This is a genomic window from Rhizobium sp. RHZ02, from assembly GCF_014851575.1.
GTDB lineage: Bacteria > Pseudomonadota > Alphaproteobacteria > Rhizobiales > Rhizobiaceae > Rhizobium > Rhizobium altiplani.
This window is the reverse complement of record NZ_JACUZX010000006.1, coordinates 129580-152397: the sequence shown is the minus strand read 5'-3', so window position 1 is coordinate 152397 and position 22818 is coordinate 129580. Positions and strand designations below refer to the sequence as shown.

Below are 22818 nucleotides of genomic sequence, written 5' to 3'. Positions count from 1 at the left end.
GACCTTCGTTTCCGACAGGCTACTCGAAAGGAGAAGTCCATGTTCAGGGAAACGATGATTGCCGCGGCGGCTGCCGCAGTAGCCGCCATCGCAAACCCGGCAAGTGCCGCAAACTACATCACCCTCGGCCAGCTCGTCTGCGGATCGCAGGGTGGTCAGGGACTGATCGTCACCTCGCAGAAGAACCTGCTCTGCACCTTTACGCCGGCGGAGGGTGGCCCGAAGGTCGTCTATGCCGGAACGATCCAGAAATTCGGATTGGATGTCGGCCAGACCGGCAAGACTGTGATGATCTGGCAGGTTCTGGCCAAGACCGGAACCGACATTCCCGATTACGCGCTGGCCGGTGAGTATTACGGCGTAGGGGTCGATGCAAGCTTCGGCGCCGGCGCTGGTGCCAAGGTCATTGCCGGCGGCACCAACCAATCCTTCATGCTCCAGCCGTTGAACGTTCAGGCTCAGGAAGGCCTGAATCTCGCGCTCGGCGTGGAGAAACTGACGCTGGCGCCGGCCGCCACCTGATCTCAGGTCGCGCCGAAGAGGAGAGAGGCACCCGCCTCTCTCCTTTCCGTGTCAAGCGGAACGATGCGTCAGCGCAAGAGCGCCGCCGAACAACATCATCATCGAGCCGCTGATCCGATTGACAAGGCGAACCGCCCAGGCATTGCGCATGACGCCACGCAGTCGCGAGCCGACGAAGGCATAAATGCTGATCGCCCCGACCTCCAAGACCAGGAAGATTGCTCCGAGCGTGAAGAAACTCTGCCAGTAGGCATTGCGTTCGACGAACTGCGGCAAGAAAGCCGTGAAGATCAGGATCGCCTTGGGGTTGCTCGACGCAACAAGAAACTCCTGCCGCACATACGCCCTGAACGTTGAAGGGTGATGGGCAGCCGCCAGTTCCGACACATCCACCTTCGCGCGGAACAGCTTGAAACCAATCCAGAGCAGATAAGCGACACCCAGCCACTTCACGATCGAGAAGGCCACGCCTGAAGCCATCAGGAGGGCGCCGAGACCGAAGGCCGTGATGGCGATCATGATCGCAAAGGCGACGATGCGCCCGGCGGAGGCTGCAATTGCCATGCCCATTCCTGCGCGCGCACCGATCGTCACCGAGAGCAGGTTGTTCGGACCAAACGCCATGTTCAGCGCAAAACAGGCGGGAACGTAGAGGAGCAGCGTTTCGAGGGACATGACATCACCGTGCAAAACAATGGGCGCGGTCCAAGTCCGCGCCCTTGTAGTTTAATCGAGATCAAGCATGCTGGCGACGCTTCAGTGGCCGATCGCCTTGTTGATTTCTTCGGTGACCTTCTTCGCATCTCCGAGCAGCATCATCGTACCGTCCTTGTAGAACAGCGTATTGTCGATACCGGCGTAACCGGAGCCGAGCGAGCGCTTGACGAAGAGGCAGGTCTTGGCCTTGTCGACATCGAGGATCGGCATCCCGTAGATCGGCGAGGTCTTGTCATCGCGCGCCGCCGGATTGGTGACGTCGTTGGCGCCGATGACATAGGCGACGTCAGCCTGCGCGAACTCCGAGTTGATGTCCTCAAGCTCGAAGACCTCGTCATAGGGCACGTTCGCTTCAGCAAGCAGCACGTTCATGTGACCCGGCATACGGCCCGCGACCGGATGGATCGCGTATTTCACCTCGACGCCGTTCTTCTTGAGATTGTCGGCCATTTCGCGCAGCGCATGCTGCGCCTGCGCCACCGCCATGCCGTAACCCGGCACGATGATGACCTTCGAGGCATTTGCCATCAGGTAGGCGGCATCCTCGGCCGAACCGAGCTTGACCGTCTTGTCGGAATTATCCGCGCCGCCCGCGACCGTCTCGCCGCCGAAGCCGCCGAGGATGACGGAAACGAAGGAGCGGTTCATGCCCTTGCACATGATGTAGGAGAGGATCGCACCGGACGAACCGACCAGCGCGCCGGTGATGATCAGCGCCAGATTGCCAAGCGTGAAGCCGATGCCGGCGGCCGCCCATCCCGAATAGGAATTGAGCATCGACACGACGACAGGCATGTCGGCGCCGCCGATGGGCACGATCAGCAGTACGCCGAGTGTCAGTGACAGCGCGACGACCGCCCAGAAATCGAAATGACTTTCCGTTGCGGCGAGGCCGATGATGAAGAGCACGATCAACACCAGCAGGGCGATGTTGATCAGGTGACGGAAGGGCAGCAGGATCGGCTTGCCGGACATGCGCCCGTCGAGCTTCAGGAAAGCGATGATCGAGCCGGTGAAGGTCAGCGCGCCGATCGCAACGCCGAGCGCCATTTCGATCCGCGCCTCGGTGTGAATGCCGCCGATATTGCCGATGCCGAAGGATGACGGCGTATAGAGCGCCGAGGCCGCCACAAGCACGGCGGCAAGGCCGACCAGCGAGTGGAACCCTGCAACCAGCTGCGGCATCGAGGTCATCGGGATCACGCGGGCGATATAGGCGCCCGCGCCGCCACCGATGGCGAGACCTAAGACGATCAGCACCAGCCCGCCGAACGAGGGTGTCGCCAGCGTCAACGTGGTGAGGATCGCGATCCCCATGCCGGTCATGCCGTAAAGATTGCCCTTGCGGCTGGTGGCCGGATGGGAAAGACCGCGCAATGCCAGGATGAAAAGCACGCCGGAAACAAGATAGAGAAAGGCTGCGATACTGTTCATGCGGTCCTCACTTGTCCTTCTTCTTGTACATCGCCAGCATGCGCTGGGTGACAAGGAAGCCGCCAAAGATGTTCACGGAGACGAGGACCAGGGCGATGAAGCCAAAGCCGGTCGCAAGCCCGCTGGTCGAAATGCCGACCGCCAAAAGCGCACCGACAACGATTACTGACGAGATCGCATTGGTCACCGCCATCAGCGGCGTATGCAGCGCCGGCGTCACCGACCAGACGACGTAATAGCCGACGAAGATCGCCAGCACAAAGATCGCGAACTGAAACACGAAGGGATCGATCGCACCGCCGGTTGCAGCACTTGCCGCCTCTGGAGCATGGGCGGCCGCGGCCGCCACGGCATTCACGGCCTGGTTCAACTGCTCCAGCGCCTTGTCCATTGCTTCACTGGCCATCAGTTATCCCCCTTCTTTGCGCCGAACGCCGGGTGCACGACATTGCCTGCATGTGTCAGCATCGTCGCCTTGATCAGTTCGTCCTCGAGATTGAGCGTGACCGACTTCGTTTCCTTGTTGACCATGGTCTCAAGGAAGGTGACGAGGTTCTTGGCGTAGAGCTGGGAGGCGCTGGCAGCGATCCTGCCGGCCATATTCGAAAAGCCGATGACGCGCACGCCGTCGACGTCGGCGACCTTGTTCGGCTTGACGCCTTCGATATTGCCGCCGCGCTCGACGGCAAGGTCGACCGCAACCGCACCCGGCTTCATCGATTTCAGCATCTCACGCGAGACCAGCTTCGGAGCCGGACGCCCCGGGATCAGGGCCGTGGTGATGACGATGTCCTGCTTGGCGATATGATCGGCCACAAGGGCGGCCTGCTTCGCCTGGTATTCCTTGGACATTTCCTTGGCATAGCCGCCGGCCGTTTCGGCCGCCTTGAACTCTTCGTCTTCGACGGCGATGAACTTGGCGCCCAGAGAGGCAACCTGCTCCTTGGCCGCGGGGCGAACGTCGGTCGCCGACACCGCGGCGCCGAGACGGCGCGCCGTGGCGATAGCCTGCAAGCCGGCAACACCAGCGCCCATGACAAAGACCTTGGCCGCGGGAACGGTGCCGGCCGCCGTCATCATCATCGGCATGGCACGGTCATAAACCGCAGCCGCTTCGATGACCGCCTGATAGCCTGCGAGGTTTGCCTGCGAGGAAAGAACGTCCATGGACTGCGCTCGGGTGATGCGCGGCATCAACTCCATAGCGAAACTGGAGAGCCCGGCCTTGGCCATGGCGGCGATCGCTTCGTCATTGCCGTAGGGATCCATGACCGCGATGACGACCGCGCCCCCCTTGTAGCCGCCGATCTCCTCGTCCGTCGGACGACGGACCTTCAATACCACATCCGCGGTCGCCGCCGCACCGATCGAGCCAATCCGCGCGCCGACCGCTTCGAATTCCGCATCCGGAACTTTCGACTTGGTGCCCGCTCCGGACTCGACGACGACGTCGAGACCGAGCCCAATCATCTTCTTTACGGTCTCGACGGACGCAGCGACGCGCGTCTCATCCCCCGTGGTTTCCTTCGCCACAAAAACAATATTGCCCAACCGCCCCTCCTCCGGGTCAGCCAGCCTGCCGCAGGTCCCCCTGCTCAGCCCGAACATTCAGTCAAAGCTTGGAAAAGCGCCCTCCCCGCGCCGCGCTTAACGCAGCAGAACGAGGCCGGCGATGAAGACGATTAGCAGGACAACGAGGCCGCCGAGGAAGCCAGCACCGGTGAAGAAGCCAGCCGTCATGCCAAGCAGGAGAGCGACGAGAAACAGCGTGCCGTACTTAGCAGCGGCAAGGAACATGAGGTAGGTCTGCTCGTGTTCCTTATAGTCCATCGGCGCGCCGACTTCTGCAGGTCCGGTGTGATGCTCAGCCATGAATATCGTCTCCCTCAAAATGCCTGGCCGGTTTGAGACGCGGCCACGAATGCCATTATTTCCCAAGGCTTGCGCCTGGAAATTCCCTTGTCAGGCATTACACAAAGCCTGGGAAAAGCGCAATGCAGGAGAATGCCGCAGTTAGTGCGACACTCTCCATTTCGCGATGCATCGCAGATCAGAGGGGGAGATCCGTCCCAAGCTGACCGTTCGGCACGAAGCGAGCTGTGGGGATGATCGTGAGGGGCGGCAGCGTGTCCTCCGGAATGCGCGAGAACATCATGCGCTGTTCGCTGGCGCTGGAGATAAAGAACGGATAGCGCGTCAGCAGCTTGCGCCCCACTTCAATCACGTTCGTTGCCATCAACGTCATGTCGATTCCGTAGTTCTTTGCCAGCTGACCGGGCACGATCGTATCGGCATAGAAGACCCGCTTGTAGAATGCGGCATGCGGAGGCCGGCAGAACTGAAGGACGCGGTCCGCGCGGAAGTATGCGGCCGCGACGATACTGGGTCTCAACGTCAGATAGGGAATCCAAGGCAGATCGGCCGTCAGATCAGGATCGGCGGCAAACCGCGCCGGATCGATCAGTGTCAGCCCGGCATCGAGCAGCGCGTCCATCGCCCACGGAAAGGCACCCGCGGACTGGCTGACGCGATGCTCAGGTGTAACATAATGGAGCCGTATCGTGCTGACCAACTCGCCGTAATAATAAATACCGAAGACATGCGCGTGACTGTCGAAATCGGTCGCGTCCAACAGTCCCTTCGGAGCCAGTGCCAGCACGTCATGGGCCTTGTAAGCCTTGTAGCGCAGGCGCTCCACCTCGATCATGTCCTCGCTGCTTTCCATGCGGCGGTATTCAATATGATCTAGAATTCCAAGAAGCTTATTACTGAAATCGCTCGTTGTTACAGGAGTATCCACCATGGTTCCTCGGCTGATCGGTTAATAATTCATTAATCATCCGAAAAAACAGCCGACGGCAAGGAACCAACGATAATTTGCGTTATATTTGAATTGTTAAGGTTAACGGCGTTCGCCAGGGAACGGAGCGGCATGGGCCGCTTCCACAAGCTGAAAATTTGAGATTCAGGCTACCTTAGGGCGGCGGCGCGGGGTGGGGCCGCCCGCAAGGCTCTGCGAAAGGATCGCGATATTTTGCGCCGGAACGGCCGGCGAGAAAACATAGCCCTGCACGAGATCGGTCGCACGATACTTGTTGAGAAGGGCCAACTGCTCGGTCGTCTCTACACCTTCGGTGACGATCTTGAGGCCAAGTTCACGCGCCAGATTGACGGTACCGCGCAGCAGTTTGAGGCGGCGGTCGTCCTCGACGATGTTTCGCAGGAAGGACCGGTCGATCTTGACGATATCAAGCGGAAGCGTGTCGAGGTAACTGAGGCTCGAGAAACCCGTGCCGAAATCATCGATGGCGATCGTGATGCCGCGCGCCCGCAGGTCCGCCAGGATGGCGCGCACAGCGGCCGGCTCGTCGATCAAGCAACTCTCGGTGATTTCGAGATGCAGTCGCTCGGGCCCCAGACCCGAGGCGCTCAGTGCTTCGGAAACCGCGGAAAGAATGTCTGCATCCCGCAGATCTCTGGCGGAAAGGTTCACCGAGACCGCGATATGCTCGGGCCAAGTCATACAATCTGCGCAGGCCTTCATCAGGATGAAGCGTGTGATGTCCGAGATGATGCCCATCTCTTCCGCTAGGCGGATGAACACGTCGGGCGGAATGGCACCCTTTTCCGGATGCACCCAGCGAGCAAGCGCTTCGGCGCATTCAATACGCGAGCCGTCGGCCTTGAACATCGGCTGGTAGGCAATGCTGAGCCCCTGCATCCCGACCGCTTCGCGCAGATCGGCCTTGAGCTTCTGCTGCTCGATGTAGCGGCCATCCATCTCGCGCTCGAAGCTTGCAATACCGCCGCGCTGTTTCGACTTGCTTTCGAACAATGCCAGGTCGGCTTTGATGCTCCACTCTTCCATCGCGAAGGCATCGCTTTCAAGAAGCGCAAAGCCACCGCTCAGCGAAACCAAGAAGGTCACGTCATCGGCTTCGTAGTTGCCTTGGATGGCAGCATGCAAACGACGAACTTCTGCGTCCAGCGCTTCCATATCCTTCGCATGCGGGAAGAACAGGATGAACTGGTCACCCATCAGACGGCCGACGATGGCCTTGCGCGCCTGCTCCTCGATGCGGTTGGCGATAGCGCAGAGAAGATGGTCGCCGGTGATATGGCCGCGCATGTCGTTGACGTGTTTGAACTCGTCGATATCAAGCACCATGAACGCAACAGGCCCGCGTTTTTTCGGGTGCTTGTTCAGATAGTCCTGCACGAGATGGCTGAAATACTCGCGGTTCGGCAACCCGGTCAGAGCATCGAATCGAACCATGTGCAAGATCTTCTGCTCTGCCTTCACGCGGCTGGACACGTCTTCGAAGATCAGCACCGCGCCGCCATCAGGCCGGCGGCTTGCGGAGAATTCAAGCGACAGATCCTCGGGAAAATGGATGAGCATGCGTGACAGCTTGCCATCGGCGACCTGGGTCATCTGGCGGAGGATGAGCTCCGGCTGCGTGGAATCCATAAAGCTGTAGCGGGCGCCGTAACGCAGGACCGCGCTGAGGTCGCGCTCCTTCAAGCGCTCGGGGTCGCCGATCTTCAGAAGTTCGCAGGCCTTGCGGTTGATCACCTGGATACGGTTTTCGGGATCGACCATGACGAGGCCATGCGGCATGTTATTGAGCGCTGTATCGAAACGGTCGGCGATCACGGTGATTTCCCGGCGCGCAATGACATTCTCGTAGAGAAACTCGCGCACCCCGTTGGCCATCGCCCGTGTCGTCAGCCAGAATGGGATGAGAAAAATCGACAGGATTCCACGATAGAAGTCCAGCGCCATCAGGCTGCAGATGATCATCGGCAGGCAACAAGAGAAGGTCTGCAGGTCGATCGCCATGCGCGAACCGTAGTTGCGGCCGACGACGGAAACCATGGTGGCCATGGTCACGGCAATGCAGGCGAGCTCCGCAAAACCATCGCCCAAGAAGAATATGGCATAACCGCTGGCAATGCCCAGGAGTGTCGTGGTGCCGGCAGCGCCGGCCACGAGAATTCGCTCCCAATGCTGGATTCCGGCGTACGAGAGTCTTTCTTTGTCGACGCGATCGAACTGCCAGAAGATCGCCATGCGTCCGCCGAACACAAGGACGAAGGCAGCGGCGAGGATGAGATACAGGAAAGACTGCGTCTTGGCGGCGATTGCGAGGCAAGTCGCCGCGTGAACGATAACACCGACGAGCAACGTCATGCGGTTCCCAGAAAGGGAACTCACAAACGACAGATACACATCCGTTGGAACCCTGCCCGGGTTATGTGGCTTCATCCATGCTTTTCCTGTGCGGCGAGACCTTACTGCGAACCCTTTAAAAATTGATTTCGTCCAAACCATAGATTTGGTTGAATTTTTTAAAACCATAACGCGAAAATCCTGGTTTCATAAAGGTTTACGCAGCTACAAGGAGATCTTTGATTCCGGGCCTGCCATGCTCGATTGTCGGCAGTGCCAGGGAGTCGTCGGCAGTGCCTGCGGCGTGCGCTTCGCATAAGACTATATTCCAACACGCCCCCTTTAATCTTCCAATTTGAAACACCCTAGTCTACCAATCCAGAGAGGAGAACGTGTCGAAACAGGCACGATAAAAAGGGGGAAAGGCATGCCGGCTTTGCTGACGGTCAGCCGGCTGATCGATGCGGTCAGCCAATTCATGGGCAAACTGTCCGAATACATGGTGCTGCTCTGCTGCCTGATCAGCGCCGCCAATGCACTCATCCGTTACTCGTTCAACTATAGCTCCAACGGCTGGCTCGAGATCCAATGGTATCTCTTCGCCTTCATCGTTGTGCTCGGTGCAGCACACACGCTGCGTATGAACGAACATGTACGCGTCGACCTCATCTACGGCTCCGTTTCCGACAAAGCGAGGATCTGGATCGATATCATCGGCCTCATCGTCTTCCTGATCCCGGCCTGCATCTTCCTGACCTGGCTCTGCTGGCCCTTTTTCCTGTCCTCTTACCAACAGCATGAGATCTCTGCCAATGCCGGCGGCCTGATCCGCTGGCCGGTCAAGTTCATCCTCGTTCTCGGCTTCGGGCTGCTGTCGCTTCAGGGGATCTCCGAGTTGATCAAGCGGATCGCCGCCCTGACCGGCTACATCCTGATCGATACGAAATACGAAAAACCGCTGCAGTAAGCCGGACCGGAGGAACACCATTGTTTGATTTCGGCATTATTCCGCCGGCGATGTTCGTGGGCATGGTTCTATTCATGCTCTACGGCTTTCCGGTCGCCTTTTCGCTGGCTGCCGTCGGCCTGTTCTTCGGCATCATCGGCATCGCCACGGGACATTTCACCGAGGCCTTCCTGCAGGCCCTGCCGCTGCGCTTCTTCGGGATCGTTTCCAACGACCTGCTGCTCGCCATCCCCTTCTTCACCTTCATGGGCGCCATACTGGAGCGCTGCGGACTGGCTGAAGATCTGCTCGAGGGAACAGGCAAGCTGTTCGGCCGCGTTCCCGGCGGCCTTGCCTACGCGGTAATCCTCGTCGGCGCCGTGCTTGGCGCCATCACCGGCACCGTTGCGGCATCCGTCATCACCATGGGCGTAATCTCGCTGCCGATCATGCTGCGTTACGGCTACAGCCCGAGGCTGGCCACCGGCGTCATTGCCGCCTCCGGCACCATTACCCAGGTCATTCCGCCGTCCCTGGTGCTGGTCGTCCTTGCCGACCAGCTCGGCAAATCGGTCGGCGACATGTATCTCGGCGCCATCGGCCCCTCGATCCTGCAGGTCGCGATCTTCATGGGCTATATCCTGATCCTGTCGATCCTGAAGCCGGCCTCTATGCCGCCGCTGCCGAAAGAAGTGCGGGGCGACTTCAACTGGGCGCTGCTCCTGCGGGTATTGTCCGGGATGATCCCGTCGATCGTGCTGATCTTCCTGGTTCTCGGCACGATCTTCATGGGGCTCGCAACCCCCACCGAAGCCGGTGCGCTCGGTGTTGTCGGCGCAATGGTGCTTGCCGCCATGCACCGCCGCCTCACCTGGCCGCTGATGCAGGAGGCCATGCGCTCCACCATGCACATCACCTCGATGGTGGTGATGATCCTGATCGGCTCGACCTGTTTCAGCCTGGTCTTCCAAGGCATGGACGGCTCGCGCTGGATCGAACACATGCTGTCGGGCATCCCCGGCGGCCCGGTCGGCTTCCTGATCTTCGTCAACATCTTCATCTTCGTGCTGGCCTTCTTCCTCGATTTCTTCGAGATCGCCTTCATCGTCATTCCGATGCTGGCGCCGGTCGCCTCAGCCCTCGGCATCGACCTGATCTGGTTCGGCGTGCTGATCTGCGTCAACATGCAGACGAGCTTCATGCACCCGCCCTTCGGCTTCGCGCTTTTCTACCTGCGCTCCATTGCCGATCGCAGCGTCAAGACGTCGGACATCTACATGGGCGCCCTGCCCTGGGTCTGCATGCAGCTGGTCCTCGTCGCGATCGTGATCTTCTGGCCACAATCGGTAACGTATTGGCTGGACAAGGGACCGAAAGTCGATCCGAACTCGATCAAGATCGAAGTGCCGGGCTTCGGCGGCAACGGCTTGTCGCTGCCCCCGCTGGGAGCCCCGGGCGGCGGCCCACCGCAAATGCCCGGACTGAGCTTGCCGCCGATGAACGGCCTGCCCGGCCAGCCGCCCGCGCCGGCACCCGCAACGCCCGCGCCGCCTGCAACGGACCTCAGCCAGCCCCCGAAGATAAACTGACAACAAAAAGCCCCGGACCAAAATCCGGGGCTTTTTCTTTGTCCGAACTGGACTGTCGGTCAAATCTTGCCGGCGCGCTGCTGGATCATCATGAACGTGTCGAAGGTGTACTCCGACAGCTGCGCCCAGAGATACGCATCGCGCTTGAACGCGGTCTGATCCTCGTAGATCTTCTTGAAATACGGGTTCGAGGCCGAAATCTCGGCGTAGATCCCGAGGGCAGCCTGGAAGCAGGCTTCCATGATTTCCTGGCTGAAGGGACGAAGCGTGGCGCCCTCCGCCACCAACTGCTTGAGTGCCGTGGGGTTCTTCACATCGTACTTTGCCATCATGTTTGTGTTGGCAAAGGCGCAGGCATCGGTCAGTGCCGCCTGATAGTGCTTAGGCAGGCTGTTCCACTTTTCGAGGTTGAAGAAGGCGTGGACCGTCGGGCCGCCTTCCCACCAGCCGGGGTAATAGTAGTACTTCGCGACCTTGTGCAGGCCGAGCTTCAGGTCGTCATAGGGACCGACGAATTCTGAAGCGTCGATCGTGCCCTTTTCAAGGGCCGGATAAATATCGCCGCCGGCGATCTGCTGCGGAATGACGCCAACCTTGCTGATGACCTGGCCGGCAAGACCGGCAATACGCATCTTGACGCCCTTCAAGTCGTCAAGCGTATTGATCTCCTTCCGGAACCAGCCGCCCATCTGGGCGCCCGTGTTGCCGGCCGGCAGGCCATAGATGCCCTGCGTGGCGTAAAACTCATTCATCAGCGTGTTGCCGTTGCCTTCGTAGAACCAGGCATTGGTCAGGCGTCCGTTCAGACCGAATGGAATGGCAGTGCCGATCGCGTAAGTCGGATCCTTGCCAACAAAGTAATAGGAGCACGTGTGCGCGGCCTCGACCGTGCCGGCGCTGACGGCATCGGCGGCCTGCAGGCCCGGAATGATTTCGCCGGCCGCAAAAGGCTGAATGGTGAAGTTGCCGTCGGTTGCCGCGGCAAGGTGCTTGGCAATGTCATCCGCAGCGCCATAGATCGTATCGAGGCTCTTCGGGAACGACGACGTCATGCGCCACGAAATTTTAGGGTTCTCTTGTGCAATGGCGGGTGCTGCCAGTGCACCCGCAGCAGCAACGGCGCCGGCGCCGGCGGTTCCTGCCTTCTTCATGAATGAACGACGATCCATCAAAAACCTCCCGTATAGATGGCACTGCGAGGCGAACCCTCGTCTCTACCCGCAGCAATGGCGGGAAGCTAAGCACGGTGGCGACCGTGTTTCAAGCACTGTGCCATTAGTCTTTGGCATCACAACGGCAATATGGCGGCGAAGTGCATTTCCATGAGAATCAGCAGGTTAGCGGTAATTTGCCGGAGCCGGCGGCCACGACTGCCGTAATTCCGCCCGCGATTGCGCCGAGACGTTGACTTCCGGGCCGTTCTCGGCTCTCTCAATACACCAATTCCATCTTCCGACCGGGGTTAAAATGACGAAGCCGATCGTCGCCGTTCCTGCCGATATCCGCACCTTCGACGGTGCCACATGGCACGCCGTCCAGCATCAGTATGTGCGCGCGGCACTCAATGCCGCCGGTGTCATGGCCTTCATCATTCCGGCCTTCGAGGAAGGATACGGAACCGACGCGATTCTGGACCGCGTCGATGGCGTTCTCGTCTCCGGTTCGGCCAGCAACGTCCACCCGTCTTACTATGGGGCAACGGCGACCGATGCCGACGGCCCCTTCGATATCGCCCGTGACGCCACCGCTCTGCCGTTGATCCGCCGTGCCATCGACCGCGCCATTCCCTTGCTCGCAATCTGCCGCGGCATTCAGGAACTCAACGTCGCAATGGGCGGCACGCTTGCCAGCGAAATCCAGGACCAGCCAGGCATATGGGATCATCGCACCCCGGCCGAGGTAGACCGTGACGGCAAGTACGCGATCCGCCAAAGCGTCTTCGTCAAGGAAGGCTCCTGCATCGCAGGTATCGTCGGCCCCGGCGAGATCAGGGTGAACTCACTGCATCGCCAGGCGATCGCCAAGACCGCGCCGCGCCTGCAGGTCGAGGCCGTCGCCGAGGACGGCACGATCGAGGCCGTGTCCGTGATCGATGCCCCGGCCTTTGCGGTCGGCGTCCAGTGGCACCCGGAGTACTGGGCCGAGACCGACAAGCCGTCCAACCAGATCTTCTCTGCTTTCGGCGATGCGGTCAGGGATTACGCGGCAGGCAAGCTCGCCAAGGCGGCGGAAAAAACCCCCGCCTGATTGGCCTGCCAGTTGCGCGGCCCTTTATGGCTGCACGGTGAAAACCTACGATGACAGCGGCTTGCCCGCCTGTTCGCGAACCATGTATTCCGCATACCAGGTCGGCCAGTCTTCATCGCGCTTGCCGATGCGCTTCTCATGTTCTCCATGAGCGGCTTCCGCACGGCGCAAGGCCGCGGCGAGATCGCTGGCAGACGAATACATCGTTTCATCAGCATCTATGCGCCCAGGCAGTCGGGTCGTGATCTCCTGAAACAGCCAGCCGTTTCCATCCGGATCGCTGAATGAAGCAAACGAGCCGTAGCTCTTGCGCTGGGGATGCGGACCTCTCACGCGTGCATTTTCGCCGGCATGATGGAAGACGCCACCGGCATCGTGGAAGACATCACTCAGCGCGACGCCGCGTTCGGCGAGCTCGGCACGAGCGGCTTCGACATCGGAAACGATCAGATGGAGGCCCTGCGCCGTGCCGGGCACGGCCGCCGTCACGTTCTTGCCGAAGATGACGGAGCAGGGCGAGCCCGGAGGCGTGAATTGAATGACCCTGAAATCGTCGCCCGTGACGAAATCGGCATCCAGCCGCCAACCGAGATTGCTGTAAAACTGCTTGGCACGGTCGACGTCCGAGACCGGGATGACGATGACCTCGAGCTTCATGGCGGCCGTCCGCATTGCCGGGGTCCTGGCCGCAGTCTCGCTGTGCCCAGAGGTATTGCCCATGTTCAGCTCCCTGGTTTGGATACTTCGAGATTGGCAATAAAACTTGGCGAGTGGATCACAGCGACCGCAGGCAGTCGAATCAATTTGTCCCATCCGAGCACGGCGGATAGGAGCTCCTGCGTTTACCTTCGCATCGCCCACCGCAGGCCGACGGCGACCGCCAGGCCCAGCAGCGGCCACATCGCCCAGAACACCCCGTGCCATGTCAGCAAGTTGATGATAACGATACTAATGCCGATAACGGCCAAGCCGGCAAGACGCTGGTCGAAGCGGCTCTGATTCCGGTTCCAGGCCATCGCAGCGACGAAGGCAAGGCCGAGGAGCGGCCAGACGGCCCAGAACTCGCCCTGCCACGTCAAAAGATTGATCACGACCAACGCGATCGCGACAACCGCGAACACCCCGCCAATCTTCCGCACCCTCGGTGCAAGGGGGCGCCCCGGCGCAGGCGCCGCAGCCGCCGGCAACGGGCGAGCGGGTGGTGCGGGCGTCGTGGACACGTCGTCTCCGATCCGCACAGCATAGCTCGGCACGGCCTCGCTAACGTTCTTCACCGTCAGTGGCCCGAGAAAATCGAAGCCGACGGCGACCTTGTTGCGGACCTGGTCGTAGACTGTGTTGGAGATCACGATGCCGCCCGCTGCTGCGGAAGCCTGAAGCCTGGCGGCGATATTGACGCCGTCGCCGTAGAGGTCGTCACCCTCGGCGATGACATCGCCGAGATTGATGCCGATCCGATAGAGCATGCGTCCTTCCGCCGGCCGGGCGGCGTTTATTCCGACGAGTTCGTTCTGGACATCGATGGCAGCGCGCACCGCTTCGACGACGCTCGGAAATTCCGCGATTAGGCCGTCGCCCCAGGTATTGATCACCCGACCGCCATGCGCGCCGATCAGCCGCGACATCGCATCGCGCGACCACTTCAGCATGGCAAGGGTACCCTCCTCGTCGGCGCCCATCAGCCGCGTATAGTCCTGGACATCGGCCGAGAAGATGGTCGTCAGCTTGCGTCGCATTTCATTCATCGGATTGCGATCCACCCTGGGTTTGGCAAGACAGTTTGCAGCAGCAGCCATCTGATAGGGAGATTTCCCCATTCGAAAGTTCTGCAATAGCTGACCACACTTTTCAACGCATACGCGAACAATGCCCTGGGCGCTTCCAGCAGAAAGATGCGCGTTGCGTGCGATCGAGTAAAACAAATCCGAATGCGCACCGCTGTCAGCGAGACCATGGAACCGCCAAGTCGCAGGAACGTTTCTTGCTCACATCGGGCGCTACCAGCATCCCGCTGGCACTCCTGAACAGGAGGTAACCATGAAAACGCTGATCGTCTCTGCCGGCCTGTTGGCTGCAACCGCCTTTGCGGCGTTTGCGGCGGAACCGGCCAAAATGGTCGATACGAAGATGGGCAAGATCCTGGCAAACGCCAAAGGCATGACGCTCTACACGTTCGACAAGGACGCCATGGGCAAATCGAACTGCGACGAGGCTTGCCTGAAGAAGTGGCCAGCCTTCCACGCCGCCGCCAAGGCCAAGGCCGAAGGCGAATGGACACTCGTCAAGGCGGCCGACGGCAAGGAAATGTGGGCATACGAAGGTAAACCACTTTACACGTTCGCCGGAGACAAGAAGCCCGGCGATATGACAGGCGATGGCGTCGGCGGCGTCTGGCACGTCGCCAAGTAGCCAGGCACAGTAGACTGGGGTGAGGCCGACGGTCTGTCCGCGTGCGCGCCTCATCCCGGCCCGAGATTGAGATAATCAGCCCTTCGCTGGTGTTTCCGGAACTGGCGTCAGCGGCCGGCCCTTCCCGAACCACTCAACGAGATTGTCAACCACCAGATCCGCCATCGCATTGCGCGTCGGCACCGAGCCTGAGGCGAGGTGCGGCAGGAGCACGGCGTTCGGAAGATCGAGCAGCGAAGCCGGCACGTTCGGTTCGTTGTAGAAGACGTCGAGGCCGGCCGCGCCGATCGTTCCCGCCTTCAGTGCCGCTGCAAGCGCTCCTTCGTCAACAGTCCACCCGCGCCCGACATTGATGAACACGCCGTCGGGGCCGAGCGCCGAAAGAATGTCGGCATTGATCGTCTTGTGCGTCTGCTGCGTCTTCGGGACGATGGAGATCAGCGTGTCGACGGCTTCCGCAAGGTCCTTCAGCGACGGGTAGTAGCCATAGGGCGCGGTGGCATGGCGCGAGCGAGTATGATAACTGATCTTCACCTTGAACGGTTCCAGGCGCTTGGCGATCTCCTGGCCGATGCGGCCAAGGCCATAGATCCCGACATGCCGCCCCTTCAGGGAGAAGCGCGACAGCGGATAGTTCTGCCCGGGCTTCCAGTTGCCGGCCCGCAGCCAGTTCTCGGCACGAGGAAGCTCTCGCACCGCGTTGAGGAGCAGTCCGATCGCCGTATCGGCGACCTCGTCGTTCAGCACATCGGGCGTGTTCGTGACGATGATACCCTTGGTTGCCGCATGCTTGGCATCGACGCCGTCATAGCCGACACCGAAGCTGGAGATCAGTTCGACCTTCGGAAGACTGTCGATTGCTGCCGAATCAAATGTGCCGGAAACGGCGACACCGCGAATCTTTCCAGCGGCCTCCGCGTCAAGCGTCGAGGGATTGGCTTCGACAACGTCGAAGCTCTCCTTCAGGCGCGTCAGGACGCGTTCGTGTATCTTCCCGGGAACGAGAACGGCGATGCGGGACATGGCACTTCCTCTTGGCTTGCTACGGGCGCGGTCGGTAGGGGCTGGTCGACTGGCGGATGCGCATCTCGGGCTTGATCAGATGGATGCCGTCGGGCTCGTGGCTGCCCGCCAGGCGATCGAGAAGCGCGCGGGCAGCAAGGCGTCCGACTTCCGCCTGGCCATTCCAGACGGTGGTCAGCGCCGGCATCGATATTGACGCTTCCTCGAGGTCGTCATAGCCGGTGACGGAAATGTCCTTGCCGGGAACGAGACCGGCGCGGGAAATGCCGTTCATCAGGCCGATCGCGACGAGATCGTTCCAGCAGACCGCCGCCGTCGGCTTTTGCGGCAGCGACAGGAAATGCACCGCCGCTTCGAAACCACCCTGCATCGAGCGCGGACCGGGAATGCGTAGACCCGGATCAACATCGATGCCGGCCTTGCGCAGCGCATTGACGTAGCCCTGATAGCGATCGCGTCCCGTCGACGTCTGGTCGGTACCGCCGATCATGGCGATCGAGCGATGGCCAAGGCCGATCAAATGGTTGGTGGCGAGCGAAATGCCGTAGCTGTCGTCGCCGCGATAGGTCGGAAGGTCCAATCCGTCCAGCGAGCGGGCCACCAGGATCGCCGGCATGCCGTTGTCTTCCGCAAGCTGCATATCCTCCGGCGGCGTACCGATCGCCGGGGACATTATGACACCGTCCCCACCGAGCTGCAGCAGCGTTTCGATGAAGGTGCGCTGCTTTTCGACGGAGTCGTAATGGTTCGACAGAATGAAGGTGTGCCGACTGCGATCGAGCTCGCTTTCGATCGCCTTCAGGATTTCGCCATAGAACGGGTTCATGATGTCGTGGACGACGACACCGATGATGCCAGAGCGGGACGTACGCAGGCTGGCGGCGCGGCGGTTATAGATATAGCCAAGTGCGCGGGCCTGTTCCTTGATTTTGTCCCGGGTGGCACCAGCCACGAGCGGGCTGTCACGTAAGGCAAGAGATACGGTTGCTGTGGAAATGCCGAGCGTTTCGGCGATCGTCGAAAGCTTTATCTTTTGAGCCACGTGTCCTCCCCAGGCAACGCGCGGTTGTCCTTGCGCCCAACCATTTCAAGAGTCGAGCACTATTAAAATGTTTAATTAAAAGATTAAACGCAACGAAGCAATTCGTAATTTCACAAATCTGTCAGATTTCCTCAGGCTCATCGAGAGGGATGGCGGCGGACTGCAAGTTGCCGTCGATTGCCTTCAACAGACGGACAAGATTGCGAATTTCCTTCTCGGAGAACTCCTGGGTGGCCATGCTGTCGCACGCCGAGGACGCCATTTCGATTGCCTGGACGCTGCCGCGACCGAGTTCAGTCAGATAGACCTTGGTCAGGCGGGCATCGTCGGCATCCGGCTTGCGTTCGAGGAAGCCTTGGGCTTCCATGCGCCCGATCGTGCGCGTCATGGTTGGCGCCTTGACGCCGAGCTTCTGTGCCAACCCGCCTGCCGTCATCCCGTCGGTTTCCGCGAGCAGCAAAATCACGCCGTCCTGGCCGGCATAGAGACCGCTTTCAAGCAGGTTGCGAGACAGCACGGTGCGCATCGAGCGGGCCGCCTGTGTCAAAGCCGGCGAAAGATCTACAACCGTATATTCGGTCTGGTCCTTCTTCTTGGATTTCTGCTTCTTACCGTCCTTGTGCTTCTTCCCCATCGCGATTCCTTTGACTTTGCCGTGTTGCGCATCCCTCGCCTTGCAAGGGAGCCGGAACATTCATAATCATCTCCCCTAAATCGATTTTGGTTTAAGGGCTTATGCGATAAGCATTGAGAACGCTGCGCTATCACATTGCGCATCATCTCGTCATAAACAAGAGGGCTTAGCCGGATGAATGTGCCTTCTCGCGACTTCGAACACAACGATCCGAATCTCTCCCCCTCGGACCGCAGTCGGTGGATCGCAATCCTGCCGCTTGGCGCCCACGAGCAACACGGACCTCACCTGCCCTTCGACACCGACGCATTGATTGCAGCCGGCATCGTTGCCCGGCTCAAGGCTGCAATTCCCGCCGCCTCGCCGGTCACGTTTCTGCCGACAGAAACAGTCGGCTATTCGATCGAGCACATGGACGTGAAGGGTACGCAAACGCTGACATATGGAGAGGCCATCCAACGCTGGCTCGGCATTGCCCGGAGGCTCTCGGACATGGGCATTCGCAAGTTGGTGATGTTGAATGCCCATGGCGGCAACTCACCGCTGATGACGATCGTTGCGACGGAGGCCCGCGTCCGGTTCAACATGCTCGCCGTCGCCACGAGTTGGACGCGCTTCGGCGTTCCCGCCGATGTCATCTCGCCCGAGGCAAAGGCGATCGACATCCACGGCGGCGACATCGAGACGTCGGTGATGCTGGCGCTTCACCCGGATAAGGTCGACATGACCAAGGCTGCAGACTTCCCGTCCCGACAGTCGGATTTCGCTGCCCGCTTCAAGCATCTGCGTGCCTATGGCCCGCACGCCTTCGGATGGAAAATGTCTGACCTTAGCCCATCGGGCGTGGCGGGCAACGCGTCGCTGGCGACGGCGGAGAAGGGCGAGGCGCTGATTGCGCAGTCCGTGAGGGGGCTGGCCGAACTGCTGCAGGACGTCGATGCATTCGACGCGGCGGAGCTCGATTGAAACCATCGCCGGTGCGATGTGATCTTATAACATACAAAACCCTTTGAACTGCCGCCCGCAACTCCTTATATGAGACCGACGAATTTTCAGCCCCGCCCCCGGGCGTGCCATCTCTCGAGGTTCTTATGACCGACGCGATCCCCACCCAGCAGAAGCCTATCCCCGTTACCGTTCTCACCGGCTACCTCGGCGCCGGCAAGACGACCTTACTCAACCGCATCCTGTCGGAGAACCACGGCAAGAAATATGCGGTCATCGTCAACGAGTTCGGCGAGATCGGCATCGACAATGACCTCATTGTCGAATCCGACGAAGAGATCTACGAGATGAACAATGGCTGCGTCTGTTGCACCGTGCGCGGCGACCTGATCCGCGTTGTCGAAGGCCTGATGCGCCGCCCCGGCCGTTTCGACGGCATCATCGTTGAAACGACGGGCCTTGCAGATCCTGTGCCGGTCGCCCAGACCTTCTTCATGGATGACGACGTGCGCGCCAAGACGGAACTCGACGCGGTTGTCGCTCTCGTCGACGCCAAGCATCTGCCGCTGCGCCTGAAGGACAGCCGCGAGGCCGAAGACCAGATCGCCTTTGCCGACGTCGTCCTGATTAACAAGACCGACCTCGTCACGCCGGAAGAGCTGGCGCAGATCGAGGATATCGTTCACGCCATCAATCCCTCGGCCCGCGTCTACAAGACCAGCCGCTCGGGCGTCGATCTGGCCCGCGTTCTCGATCAGGGGGCTTTCAACCTGGAGCGCGCGCTGGAGAACGATCCGCACTTTCTTGATCATGACCATGACGATCACGTCTGCGGTCCGGATTGCGACCACGACCACCATCATCATCATGCGCATGATCACGACCACGATCATGACCATCACCACCATGATCATGATCATGACCACCATCATCATGGCGCCATGTCGCCGATCCATGACGTGACGGTGCAGTCGGTCTCGCTGCGTGGCGGCGAAATGAACCCGGAACGCTTCTTCCCCTGGATCCAGAAGATCACGCAGACTCAGGGGCCGAATATCCTGCGCCTCAAGGGCATCATCGCCTTTAAGGACGATCCCGAACGCTACGTCGTTCAGGGTGTCCACATGATCATCGAAGGTGACCACCAGCGCCCTTGGAAGGACGGCGAGAAGCATGAGACCCGTCTCGTCTTCATCGGCCGCGAACTTGATCACGAAAAGCTCGAAGCTTCCTTCAAGGCGTGCGAGGCGGCGGCCTGATGCCCACAGTTGCCCCGTTTGATCTCGACGGCCATATCCTGGCCGTCGAATTTTTAGGTGACACCCCCTTCTTCGCCAATGCCGCCGGCACCATTCACCGCCTCGACGGCGGCGAGAAGGTGACCGAGGCCCATCAGGGCATGCTGAGCTGCATCCGCGACCCGTATAGCGAAAGCCTGATTTCCGGCGGTGAGGACGGCAAGGTGCTGCGCATCGGAGCCGATGCCGGGGTGACCGAGCTTGCAAACGCGCCGCGCAAATGGATTTCCCAGCTTGCTGCCGGCCCGCAGGGCGCCGTCGCCTACTCCTACGGCAAGAGCGCTCTCGTGCGCCTCGCCGACGGCACGACCAAGGAATTTACCGAAGAGCGGACCGTCGAAGGTCTCGCCTTCGCGCCCAAGGGCATGCGCATTGCCGCCGCGCGCTACAACGGCGTGTCGCTGCATTGGGTCGGCACCGCTGCCAAGCCGGTCGACCTCGAATGGAAGGGCGCCCATACCGGCGTCACCTTCTCGCCTGACGGCAACTTCCTCGTCACGACGATGCAGGAGAACGCACTGCACGGATGGAAGCTCGACAGCAAGGCCGGCGCTGAAGCCCGGCACATGCGCATGACCGGCTACCCCGCCAAGGTGAAGTCTCTCTCGTGGTCCGCGAAGGGCAAGTGGCTTGCCTCGTCAGGTGCGCCGGCTGCGATCGTCTGGCCATTCCAGGGCAAAGACGGCCCGATGGGCAAAGCGCCGCTCGAGCTCGGCACCCGCGCCAACATCATGGCGACCTCAGTGAAGTTCCACCCTGTCGAAGACATCCTGGCGATCGGCTTCATCGACGGCATGATCCTCGCCGTCCGCATTGCCGACAGCAAGGAAGCGCTGCTGCGCCGACCCGGCAAAGGCGCGATCACGTCGATGAGCTGGAGCAAGAACGGCAAGCTGCTGGCCTTCGCTTCCGAAGCCGGCGATTGCGGTGTCGTCGATATCGCAGCCTAAGCTTTTGCGCGGCTGTGTTATCAGGACAGCCGCGCCGCCTCGATAATCTCCGCAAGAACGCCATGCAGCGCATCGCGGTAGCCGGTGCGCGCCGATGGGCCGCTCTCGTCCGATGTCATGACAACAGTCATGCCGAGCGAGGGGACGATGTAGAGCATCTGGCCGCCATATCCCCAGGCGAAATGGACCTCCTCGCCGCCAATCTGTCGCGAGAACCAGCCGTAGCCATAATCGTCGCCGGAGAAGCGCGAATTGGTGCGGTGCTGCCACGATTGCGCGATCCAGTCCGCAGGCACGACCTGCGTGCCATCCGCAGCCTTGCCGCCGTTGCGATAGAGTTCGCCGAAAGCCAGCAGCGAGCGGGCCGTCATCGCCATCTGGTTCCCGCCGAGATAGATGCCCTGCGGATCGCGCTCCCAGGCGCCGATCCTAAAGCCGCTAACGGGTGCCAGCCATTCGCGGGCGAGCGCCAGCGTCGACCTCCCGCTGACCTTCGTCAGGATCGCCGAGATAAGGTGCGTGGAGGCGGTCGAATAGAGCATTTGACCGCCAGGCGCGTCGTCGAAAGGTTGGGCAAGGGCAAAACGCACCCAGTTGCGCGAGGCAACCCAGCGCCCGTAATTGGGACCAGACAGGCGACCAAGCCCCGCCTGCATCGAAAGTAGGTTGCCGATGGTGATCTCGTTAAGCCGCGGATCGGGATCGGCAGGCAGATCAGCTTTCAGGATCGGAGCGATCCGTTGGTCCGGGCTTTCCAGCAGTTTCTTTTCGATGGCGATGCCGACGAGGCATGAAATGATCGATTTGGAAGCGGACTTGATGTTGACTGACTCAGTCGCGGCGTGGTCGCCGTAGCCCTGTTCCGCCACCGTCCGCCCATCCCTGGCGACGATCACGGTTCTCAGCGGCTTCAACTCCACGCGTGAGGACAAGCTCTCGAGCAAAACTGCCGTCCGGCCGTTCTCCGGCTGTGCAACGGCAGCGAGCGGCGACAGCAGGAAAGCGACGAGCAAAGCGAGGCGCGTGATCATTTCGCTGAGCTAGCGTAGGCAGAACGCAAAATCATCGTCCGCCCGATGCGGCTCACGCGGACGTGAAAATTTATGATCGGCAGGGACGCGTCTGATGAACACGACCACAGGCGTAGGCCGCCATCCCGCAGGCAGCCCAAGGCGCCGCGCGAAGCCATGCTTCGTGACGGTTTTCCCGATAGGAGTGGGCAGGCGATTTGGGGTAGCGGAATGGGATGTCAGGCTGCATCGCCTGCCCGATTGCGGCGAGCTTTCCGGCTTCTCAAGTTCGACACGAGCGTCTCCCGATCCCGATTCCCCGATGGATCTTCAACCCTGACGGTATCCGACCCAGCCTCGGCAACCATCATCGAGCGCCGAAATATGAACGGAAGGCGGACCGGTTCATGAACCCGGCTCCCTGCCAGATGACGAGGAGATTATAGGGCGACCACGCGCCAGCGAGGAAAACCAATGCCCAAACTTTCATCTATATGCTTGAAATAATTGCAAATTCGTGAGAACAAATCAGGAATTTCGCCCACTTTGGGGCGAAACTCAGGTGTTGCTAAAATATCATTAATTTTTGCTCTCACAGTTTTTTGTTCATCTGGCGTTCAGAAAACTCTTTGGAAAGCCACTTTTTGAGCCCACATTGGACTCCTGAGAATAGGAGTGCATGAATGATTCTAAGGGCCACTGCCGCAGCGACTATATTCGCGGTTTATGCTTTCACGATGTTCTTCATCGCCGCTATACCTGAAAATGTCGTTCAGACTGCCGGAACTCAATTGGTCGACACAAGCGTCGTCAAATAATTGAAGCCTGAGGGGGCACGCAGTCATAAAAGTTTAGGCTAAGCGTTCGTCCGGTTTTCCG

The 22818-nt window shown here is 60.3% G+C and carries 22 protein-coding genes; 8 read left to right on the top strand and 14 right to left on the bottom strand.

The window, feature by feature from the left end; all coding sequences use genetic code 11:
- Positions 1 to 39 precede the first annotated feature (39 nt).
- Entirely contained in the window at positions 40 to 522 is a 483-nt protein-coding gene (locus tag IB244_RS12690; RefSeq protein ID WP_018856583.1) for a DUF992 domain-containing protein, read from the top strand.
- Positions 523 to 573: 51 nt separating this feature from the next.
- Here IB244_RS12690 and IB244_RS12685 read toward each other — a convergent pair whose 3' ends face one another.
- The 7 genes from IB244_RS12685 to IB244_RS12655 form a co-directional block, all read right to left on the bottom strand.
- Positions 574 to 1197, bottom strand: coding sequence for a LysE family translocator (locus IB244_RS12685; RefSeq protein ID WP_018856582.1), 624 nt, complete (start codon positions 1195 to 1197; stop codon positions 574 to 576).
- An 81-nt stretch (positions 1198 to 1278) separates the two neighbouring features.
- Positions 1279 to 2673 carry an NAD(P)(+) transhydrogenase (Re/Si-specific) subunit beta gene (locus IB244_RS12680; RefSeq protein WP_192304408.1) on the bottom strand — a complete coding sequence of 465 codons (1395 nt, stop codon included), beginning with the start codon at positions 2671 to 2673 and terminating at the stop codon, positions 1279 to 1281.
- A 7-nt stretch (positions 2674 to 2680) separates the two neighbouring features.
- Complete coding sequence (locus tag IB244_RS12675) at positions 2681 to 3079, bottom strand: proton-translocating transhydrogenase family protein (RefSeq protein WP_018856580.1); 399 nt, start codon at positions 3077 to 3079, stop codon at positions 2681 to 2683.
- The gene (locus tag IB244_RS12670; protein WP_018856579.1) at positions 3079 to 4224 is read right to left on the bottom strand and encodes a Re/Si-specific NAD(P)(+) transhydrogenase subunit alpha; all 1146 of its coding nucleotides are present in this window, start codon (positions 4222 to 4224) and stop codon (positions 3079 to 3081) included. Before IB244_RS12670 ends, IB244_RS12675 begins: the two co-directional genes overlap by 1 nt.
- A gap of 96 nt (positions 4225 to 4320) precedes the next feature.
- Positions 4321 to 4545, bottom strand: coding sequence for an aa3-type cytochrome c oxidase subunit IV (locus IB244_RS12665; RefSeq protein WP_018856578.1), 225 nt, complete (start codon positions 4543 to 4545; stop codon positions 4321 to 4323).
- Between the two features lie 178 nt (positions 4546 to 4723).
- Positions 4724 to 5476 carry an N-acyl amino acid synthase FeeM domain-containing protein gene (locus IB244_RS12660; protein ID WP_025658921.1) on the bottom strand — a complete coding sequence of 251 codons (753 nt, stop codon included), beginning with the start codon at positions 5474 to 5476 and terminating at the stop codon, positions 4724 to 4726.
- Between the two features lie 162 nt (positions 5477 to 5638).
- Entirely contained in the window at positions 5639 to 7942 is a 2304-nt protein-coding gene (locus IB244_RS12655; protein ID WP_026371718.1) for a putative bifunctional diguanylate cyclase/phosphodiesterase, read from the bottom strand.
- Between the two features lie 331 nt (positions 7943 to 8273).
- Here IB244_RS12655 and IB244_RS12650 point away from each other — a divergent pair, with 331 nt between their 5' ends.
- A complete protein-coding gene (locus IB244_RS12650) occupies positions 8274 to 8813 on the top strand; it encodes a TRAP transporter small permease subunit (protein ID WP_018856575.1) in 540 nt (179 codons plus the stop codon).
- A gap of 20 nt (positions 8814 to 8833) precedes the next feature.
- The gene (locus tag IB244_RS12645) at positions 8834 to 10381 is read left to right on the top strand and encodes a TRAP transporter large permease subunit (protein ID WP_018856574.1); all 1548 of its coding nucleotides are present in this window, start codon (positions 8834 to 8836) and stop codon (positions 10379 to 10381) included.
- 59 nt (positions 10382 to 10440) lie between these two features.
- Here IB244_RS12645 and IB244_RS12640 read toward each other — a convergent pair whose 3' ends face one another.
- Positions 10441 to 11550, bottom strand: a complete 1110-nt coding sequence (locus IB244_RS12640) for a TRAP transporter substrate-binding protein (protein ID WP_018856573.1) — start codon at positions 11548 to 11550, stop codon at positions 10441 to 10443.
- A 298-nt stretch (positions 11551 to 11848) separates the two neighbouring features.
- Between IB244_RS12640 and IB244_RS12635 the strand changes: the two genes are divergently transcribed.
- A complete protein-coding gene (locus IB244_RS12635) occupies positions 11849 to 12628 on the top strand; it encodes a gamma-glutamyl-gamma-aminobutyrate hydrolase family protein (protein ID WP_018856572.1) in 780 nt (259 codons plus the stop codon).
- 45 nt (positions 12629 to 12673) lie between these two features.
- Here IB244_RS12635 and IB244_RS12630 read toward each other — a convergent pair whose 3' ends face one another.
- Together IB244_RS12630 and IB244_RS12625 are read right to left on the bottom strand one after the other, a co-directional pair.
- On the bottom strand, positions 12674 to 13348 hold the full coding sequence (locus tag IB244_RS12630) for a VOC family protein (protein ID WP_113470631.1): 675 nt from the start codon (positions 13346 to 13348) through the stop codon (positions 12674 to 12676).
- Between the two features lie 122 nt (positions 13349 to 13470).
- Positions 13471 to 14373 (bottom strand): adenylate/guanylate cyclase domain-containing protein, encoded by a 903-nt coding sequence (locus IB244_RS12625; protein WP_113470658.1) that lies wholly within the window; start codon positions 14371 to 14373, stop codon positions 13471 to 13473.
- A gap of 292 nt (positions 14374 to 14665) precedes the next feature.
- Between IB244_RS12625 and IB244_RS12620 the strand changes: the two genes are divergently transcribed.
- Positions 14666 to 15037 (top strand): hypothetical protein, encoded by a 372-nt coding sequence (locus tag IB244_RS12620; RefSeq protein ID WP_018856569.1) that lies wholly within the window; start codon positions 14666 to 14668, stop codon positions 15035 to 15037.
- Between the two features lie 75 nt (positions 15038 to 15112).
- Here IB244_RS12620 and IB244_RS12615 read toward each other — a convergent pair whose 3' ends face one another.
- From IB244_RS12615 to IB244_RS12605, 3 genes are all read right to left on the bottom strand, one after another.
- Entirely contained in the window at positions 15113 to 16060 is a 948-nt protein-coding gene (locus tag IB244_RS12615) for a 2-hydroxyacid dehydrogenase (RefSeq protein WP_169682347.1), read from the bottom strand.
- Between the two features lie 19 nt (positions 16061 to 16079).
- Positions 16080 to 17102: a LacI family DNA-binding transcriptional regulator gene (locus tag IB244_RS12610; RefSeq protein WP_018856567.1), complete on the bottom strand. Its 1023-nt coding sequence runs from the start codon at positions 17100 to 17102 to the stop codon at positions 16080 to 16082.
- A 121-nt stretch (positions 17103 to 17223) separates the two neighbouring features.
- A complete protein-coding gene (locus IB244_RS12605) occupies positions 17224 to 17736 on the bottom strand; it encodes a MarR family winged helix-turn-helix transcriptional regulator (protein WP_169682349.1) in 513 nt (170 codons plus the stop codon).
- 174 nt (positions 17737 to 17910) lie between these two features.
- Here IB244_RS12605 and IB244_RS12600 point away from each other — a divergent pair, with 174 nt between their 5' ends.
- The 3 genes from IB244_RS12600 (at position 17911) to IB244_RS12590 (ending at position 20929) form a co-directional block, all read left to right on the top strand.
- The gene (locus IB244_RS12600; protein WP_025658912.1) at positions 17911 to 18702 is read left to right on the top strand and encodes a creatininase family protein; all 792 of its coding nucleotides are present in this window, start codon (positions 17911 to 17913) and stop codon (positions 18700 to 18702) included.
- A 125-nt stretch (positions 18703 to 18827) separates the two neighbouring features.
- Entirely contained in the window at positions 18828 to 19940 is a 1113-nt protein-coding gene (locus IB244_RS12595; protein ID WP_018856564.1) for a CobW family GTP-binding protein, read from the top strand.
- Positions 19940 to 20929 carry a WD40 repeat domain-containing protein gene (locus tag IB244_RS12590; protein WP_026371715.1) on the top strand — a complete coding sequence of 330 codons (990 nt, stop codon included), beginning with the start codon at positions 19940 to 19942 and terminating at the stop codon, positions 20927 to 20929. Before IB244_RS12595 ends, IB244_RS12590 begins: the two co-directional genes overlap by 1 nt.
- Positions 20930 to 20949: 20 nt before the next feature.
- Here the strand turns inward: IB244_RS12590 and IB244_RS12585 are convergent, their stop codons facing one another.
- Positions 20950 to 21960, bottom strand: coding sequence for a serine hydrolase domain-containing protein (locus IB244_RS12585; protein ID WP_192304406.1), 1011 nt, complete (start codon positions 21958 to 21960; stop codon positions 20950 to 20952).
- Positions 21961 to 22818: the final 858 nt, after the last annotated feature.